This window comes from Paenibacillus sp. 01L418 (assembly GCF_056400045.1).
This window is the reverse complement of sequence record NZ_JBFTSN010000398.1, coordinates 1-5,886: the sequence shown is the minus strand read 5'-3', so window position 1 is coordinate 5,886 and position 5,886 is coordinate 1. Positions and strand designations below refer to the sequence as shown.

Here is a 5,886-nt window from a genome sequence, read left to right as displayed (position 1 = left end):
GCCGGAGCAGTCCAGCTCAATGTGACCTGTCCGTCGCCCGCCGTCGCCTTGAAGCCGCCCGGAGCACCGGGCACGTCCGTTTTTCTCTGCGCAAACATCCAATCAAAGACGTCTGTGTAGTCATTGTTCCAAGCCGACAAGTTAGAGGACTGCGCCGTGGGAGCTATGCTCCAAGTCCCCGTAGTTATCTGGTTGTAAAGAACCGCCGCTTCAACTTCGTGCGCTACATAATCAGCCAGGACAGGTGTGTTGGCCTGATTCGGCCTCTGATTCGGCTGATCAAATTGATTGTAGGGCCACGTAAGAGCCTCATTGCTCTCAAAGCGCGAAGCCCTCGCGTTGATCATTTTCGGCATATTGGTGTTTATGAAGCTAGTGAGGTTAGTCTGGTATATTCCAACGTTATGAGCATTTATAAACATCCAATAGGCCAGGTTGGTGTGAACGTCGTTGGCGTTGGCGTTCGGTGAGCCGCTTACAGGGGACATAGGTGCGGCGGCCGCGAAGAAGCCGGGGTAGGCGTTAACTAAGTTGTTCGTATACTGGCCACCCCATGAGAAGCCCGCCGCATATATACGATTAGAGTCTGCTGCGCCGCTAGCAACCAGGTCGTCTATAACCTTCTTAACATTGACTGTGGAGGGAGTAGACGTGCCATTATAGGAAATATTCAGTATATGGCTGGCGTATTTGCCGGGGTTTTCTTCCATTTTCTTCATCAGAGCGACCGCACCGTTGGCGGATTTCATGGCCGCTTTTTGGTCTGTCGTAGCGACTGTGCCGCCACGTCCCATGCCGTGGGTATAGACATACAGCGGCAATCCTTGCAACACTTCACCGTTTTCATCCTTGTGAAGGTAGAGCGCGCGATTGACCGAATTGCCCGTGGGTGTTGTAAACTTGTCAAGGATCGGATTCACAACTTTTTCCTGTTCAAAAACCACGTTGCGAAGCGGACTCCCTTCTGTCAGTACGATCTCGCCGTTTTGGACGATGTTGTAAACCTGCTTTGTCGAGTTACTGCTGCCATCCAGCGTTATATTGCCGCCGCTCGCTGAATAAAACTCAGACTCAACTACGATGTAACGGCCGCTTGCCAGTCCGGCCTGATAATCCGGTGAATTGCTTACCGTCCCCAGATAGCCGCGCACCTTCGGTTTGACATTGGCGTATACCCTTGTGATTTTGCGCGTCCCTTCAAAGGTCACCGAGTCACCGTTCAGGGTCGTGTTCCTAGCCGACAAGGTAAACAAGCCCGGATTAAGCTCGGAGCCTAACGCCGCCTTCCCCTCGCCTAAGTCAATGATGACAGCCGTCGTGTACTCGCCACTGGCGAAGTTGTCATTCCATACGATAAAGGGAAGCAGCTCCGCGTCCGGATCGTTTTTGAATGTCACGTGAATTGTATGGTCAGCGTTAACATTTAAAAAGGTATAAGTGCCAGCGGATAGAGTCGCGGCCTCGCCGTCTACCGTTACGGTATCCACAATTTTGCCGTAATCGGGGGTAAACGTTAATTCTTTGTTTGAGCCCCTATCTATTCTCAGAACATCGCCGGGTGGGTTCGACGTTATTCGGCCGCCCGATCCCGCCGTGGCGGTGATTGAGAATCTGGTGTCCACTTCATTGGCTAAAGAGAGCTCCAGGCTGTTTGTAAATGAAGCAGCGCTGGTATAAGCCGCGTCCGGATCTCCGAAACAGGAAACGACTTCATAGCGGTCACCGCCCTTTTCCGTCGAGTTATTGATATAAACCTCAAAGGTAAGCATGCCCTCCTCCAAGGTCAAGGTTCTTTTGGGTATTCTCATCTCCACGATATATCCTTTTTCCGTGGTCTGGGTCCACGCAGCTCTGCCCGGAGCGGCCTGCCCTGAAAACACGCCCGTCGCGCTGACGCGCCATTGGTTTGCGCCTCCGGTTCCGGTACCGACATAAAACTCCAGGCTGTCGTACTGGTGATCTCCGCCGGCTCCCTGATATAGATTGCTGTCCTCCACAACTACGCGGGCATACAGGTAGTTGTGGTCCCAAAGGATTCTGGCTGTGCCCGTGGCATGGGGTCTGGAGTCGCCGGGCACAGTGCTTTTGTTGATGTGATGCTCCATTGTCAGGGCCCACAGTGGGTCGTCTGACCCGAGTTCGGGAGTTCCGAAAATGGCGGTCGGCGTTTCATTCGCTTCTGCGTTCTCGATGTTGTCAGTGTCGGCGGCATAGCTGGTAGGCATTAGCGACGTCACCATTACCAAGCAACAGAGGTACGCGAGCATTCTGCTAAATCGTTTTTGCATAAATGAAAATCCTCCTTATTTTTCGATCCGGTGCGCCCACGGCTTACCCGCATCGTATTCGGACACATTGTCAATTTGACAAACGCCCAACTATATGATGTGGTATATTTACCAGGTTTTCAACCTGTCAAAATATAGAATCTATGGAAACGATTGATCCGAGAAATCTTTGAAAATAATCAGGATTCAATTCAAATAAATGCTGATGTTAAAGTGGCTTACTTATCTCATATTCAAGGCGAAATGCTAAAGGATTCTAATACAATACTAGAAGAATTCATCGATGCTGGGTGTAAAACTTATGAAGAGATTAGATCATATATTTCAAAGTATTGCTTTGAAGGTTGAAGGAGAAATTGTTAATCAAAAGATAGAATCTTTATCTGGCGGAAAAAAATATGCTTCAATTGGCTAAAGTTTCTGCCAGTAAAGCAAACGTATTGCTTCTTGATGAACCGACAAGTCATTTAGACACCTATACACAAATAGCACTGGAGAAAGCCATTGAAGACCATAAAGGTGCGATTCTCATGATTTCTATTTTGTGGTAAATGGTATGGATTATGTTTTAATCATTGACGATAAGACGATTCGAAAAATGAGTATACAAAAATTTAGAAAGATGATTTATGCTAGTCATTTAGATAGAGACTATTTAGAAACTGAACAAAAGAAAAAATCAGTTGAAACGAAAATAGAATTGGCTTTATAAGATACAGATTTTGTACTTGCAAAAGTATTGGTTAATGAACTGATAAATCAGAAAGAGATTCTTTTTTATCATTTATCAATTGATGATTTTATCAAAGATTTTTTTAATAATAAATTTTCAGATATTGAACCTACAAGAGAAGTAGATGAGCAAGTTATCGCACAAATAATGTTTGATCCCTTAGTCTCAATGTACTATTCGACAATTGAATTGTTTTCAGAAATGGGTTTGAATGTAATAGTAGATACTGTAATCGAGAATGACAAGAGGTTTAATGAGTGTCTTGATATATTTTCCAATCAGCCTACATTATTTATAGGTGTAATATGCTCGAAAGAAGAACTCATAAGAAGAGAGCAAGCAAGAGGAGATAGAAATATTGGACTAGCAGCTTCACAGTTCAGCAAAGCATATAGCATTGATGAATATGACCTCGAAGTAGATACGGAAGAGATGAATCCAATAGAATGTGCCGAAAAGATATTAAGTTTTATTAAGTCGAATCAGAAATACTCGGTATTTAAGAATCTAGTTAAAAGAAATGTTAGTGTTTCCTAGATGGCGTATCCATGAAATGAATGGTTTTGCCCTTTTGATCCAGCTTCATTTTCTTCAAGGAAAAAAGGAAATATAAACAAATAAGCGAATAAAAGTATGGATTACGATGCTATCAAAGGAGTAGAAGCGAAAATGTCTAATCAACTTAGCTCTCTTACCGTATTAATGGTATCCGATTTAGCAAAGTCTCAAAACTTTTATCGCGATTCGCTTGGTTTTAATGTAACCGATTGGTGGGCAGAGCGCGGCGGCTTGCATGGCGTAGCACTCAAGCTATTTCAAGCGGCCGCCCCTTCGGATGTAAGGCCGAATCAGCGTCCAGCTGGCGGCGGTTATGCCGTGGATGTACAGGTTTATACAGAAACATGGGCACAATTGGATGCGCTGTACGAGGAGTTCCGCAGTAAAAATGTTATCATTTCCGTGGAACCAATCATTTATGCAGACGGAGGACCATGGAAAGAGTTCGTCATCGAGGATCCGGATGGCTACCACTTTGCATTTGGCGGAACAGATGGCAACCCAGGCAACTAAAATAGTAAAAAGGCTGCCGATCAATGGATTCGGCAGCCTTTTATTAAAATAAGCTAGACGTTAACAGGAGTAGCCTCTACCATCCAGTCAAATGGATCTGCAATTTTGCCCATTTGAATGCCCGTTAGCGTATCGTAAAGCTTCTTGGAGATTTCGCCTGTCTGGCCTCCATTGATGACGAGAACATCATCCTGCCAGTTCAGTTCTCCAATAGGAGAAATAACAGCAGCTGTACCTGTTCCGAAAGCTTCCTCTAATGCGCCGCTGCGCCCAGCCTCATACAGCTCTTCGATCGTAATCGGACGCTCGACAACTTCAATATTCCAATGACGGAGCATATGAATGATGGAATTGCGAGTCACCCCATCGAGAATACTGCCGTTTAGTGCAGGTGTATGAACAACACCGTTGATTTTGAAGAAGACGTTCATACTGCCGACTTCTTCAATATATTTGCGATGTACGCCATCGAGCCATAGCACCTGAGAATAACCTTTCTCTTTAGCAAGCTCCTGTGCTTTGAGACCAGCAGCGTAGTTGCCGGCCGTTTTCGCTTCGCCCACGCCGCCCTTTACGGATCGAACGTACTCGGATTCGACGAAGATTTTTACCGGGTTCACGCCTTCTGTGTAGTAAGCGCCTACCGGCGACATAATGATGATGAATTTATACTCTGTAGACGGTGCTACACCAAGCTGAGGTTGAGTCGCTATGACGAATGGACGAATATAAAGCGACGTGCTAGGTGCTGTTGGAATCCAGTCCTTATCAACTGAAATAAGCTGCTTTAAAGCTTCAATCGTTGAATCGATATCGAGCTCAGGAACGCTGAGACGCTCGTTAGAGCGATTCATTCGTTGTATGTTTTTTTGAGGTCTGAACAGCAATACGCGACCATCGTCGGTTTTATACGCTTTCAAGCCTTCAAAGATCGTTTGTCCATAATGAAACACTTTAGCTGCGGGGTCTAATACGATCGGTTGGTAAGGCAGAATACGCGGCTTGTGCCAGCCGTTGTCCGTCGAATAATCCATAATAAACATATGGTCCGTAAAATGATTGCCGAACCCAAGCTGGTCCACTTCTGGTTGTTGTTTCTTGTTTTTGGTTAACTCGATTTCCAATGATTGTAGCAAATGGCCCATCTCCCTTTATTGATCGTTAATTGAATGCTATCACTTCATGCGATATATTTAAAATATCTATTTTATTGAATGTCCATACCTTTAGGGTATGAACGGACGGAGTGATCGAATTGGACATGCGGCAGCTTAAATACTTCTTAACTATAGCACAAGAGGGACAGGTTACGCGCGCTGCAAAGCTGCTTAATATGGAACAGCCGCCTCTTAGCAGGCAATTGAAGCAAATGGAAGAGGAGCTTGGCGTCAAGCTGTTTGAGCGAAACGGCAAAGGGTTGATTTTGACCGATTCAGGAGAGCTGCTCAAGAAGAAGGCGGAGTCGCTGCTCTTGCAATTTGATGAATCCCTCAGAGAGGTAAAGGGGATGGAGGAGGGGGTTCGCGGCGTCCTGTCGATCGGGTCCGTTGTTTCCTGCATTTCCTTATTGCCCAAAAATATTGAGCTGTTCAGAGAAAAATATCCTCAAGTTACGTTTAAAATATCGGAGGGCGATCACTTCTATCTTGGTGAACAGCTGGAGAAGCGGGCCATTGATTTAGTTATCGCTCGGCTGCCGTTTGAGGCACAGAAGCATCCGCAGCAATACTCCATTATGCCGCTGCCATCAGATCCGTTTGTTGCCGTTATTCCAAGCTCATGGACGGAATATGC

Annotated in this window: 5 protein-coding genes and 1 pseudogene; 4 read left to right on the top strand and 2 right to left on the bottom strand. The window is 45.7% G+C overall.

The genetic code is table 11. The features are described 5' to 3' along the window. The coding region (locus AC1DSE_RS28705) for a sugar-binding protein (protein ID WP_477528590.1) at positions 1–2,288 on the bottom strand (2,288 nt) is incomplete at its 3' end. Between the two features lie 153 nt (positions 2,289–2,441). Between AC1DSE_RS28705 and AC1DSE_RS28700 the strand changes: the two are divergent. The 3 genes and pseudogenes from AC1DSE_RS28700 to AC1DSE_RS28690 all read left to right on the top strand — a co-directional run. After that, a pseudogene (locus AC1DSE_RS28700) lies at positions 2,442–2,997 on the top strand (ATP-binding cassette domain-containing protein); the annotation flags it as partial. Between the two features lie 30 nt (positions 2,998–3,027). Continuing rightward, positions 3,028–3,558 (top strand): chloramphenicol phosphotransferase CPT family protein, encoded by a 531-nt coding sequence (locus tag AC1DSE_RS28695; protein ID WP_477509862.1) that lies wholly within the window; start codon positions 3,028–3,030, stop codon positions 3,556–3,558. Positions 3,559–3,690: 132 nt separating this feature from the next. Further along, on the top strand, positions 3,691–4,092 hold the full coding sequence (locus AC1DSE_RS28690) for a VOC family protein (RefSeq protein ID WP_477509861.1): 402 nt from the start codon (positions 3,691–3,693) through the stop codon (positions 4,090–4,092). A 53-nt stretch (positions 4,093–4,145) separates the two neighbouring features. On the opposite strand, the gene AC1DSE_RS28685 is transcribed toward AC1DSE_RS28690, so the two are convergent. After that, positions 4,146–5,228, bottom strand: a complete 1,083-nt coding sequence (locus tag AC1DSE_RS28685; protein WP_144376722.1) for a branched-chain amino acid aminotransferase — start codon at positions 5,226–5,228, stop codon at positions 4,146–4,148. A 119-nt stretch (positions 5,229–5,347) separates the two neighbouring features. On the opposite strand from AC1DSE_RS28685, the gene AC1DSE_RS28680 reads away from it, so the two are divergent. Beyond that, positions 5,348–5,886, top strand: a 539-nt coding sequence (locus AC1DSE_RS28680) for a LysR family transcriptional regulator (RefSeq protein WP_477528589.1), incomplete at its 3' end; no start/stop codon positions are given.

Bases quoted from the DNA above. Each gene is read 5' to 3' on its own strand.
- AC1DSE_RS28690 (WP_477509861.1), top strand. From the start codon at position 3,691: ATGTCTAATCAACTTAGCTCTCTTACCGTATTAATGGTATCCGATTTA.